Annotated in this window: 1 pseudogene; it reads right to left on the bottom strand. The window is 73.7% G+C overall.

The features are described 5' to 3' along the window. Positions 1–190: 190 nt before the first annotated feature. Positions 191–380: pseudogene (locus CAY82_RS27860) on the bottom strand (hypothetical protein); the annotation flags it as partial.

Below are 380 nucleotides of genomic sequence, written 5' to 3'. Positions count from 1 at the left end.
GCCAGCGGGTGCGCGCCGGGACCGCCCCGGGCGCGGACGGCGCCCCGCGCATCACGCTGGTGACCCTCCAGACCTTCTGACCTGCCGGCCGAACGCCGGACACGCCGCGGGCCGGGCTCCCCGAGGGGGGCCCGGCCCGATGCGCGTGGTCCGGCCGTGTCCGAAGGCTCCGCGGCGGTCCGCTACTTCGTCACTTCTTGCGAGCGGTCGCCGTGGTCTTCTTGGCGGTGGTCTTGCGGGCCGAGGACTTCTTGGCCGGGGCCTTGGTGGCGGTGGCCTTCTTCGCCGGGGTGATGTCGTGCACCGTGGCGTCCCCGCCGCGACTCTTCTTGGCATCGGCGAGGCTGGCCTGCAGCGCCTCCATGAGGTCGACAACCTTC

This window comes from Pseudomonas sp. SID14000 (assembly GCF_002165135.1).
Classification (GTDB): domain Bacteria; phylum Pseudomonadota; class Gammaproteobacteria; order Pseudomonadales; family Pseudomonadaceae; genus Aquipseudomonas.
Note: the sequence above shows the minus strand (reverse complement) of the source record. Positions and strands in the feature narration are given on the sequence as shown.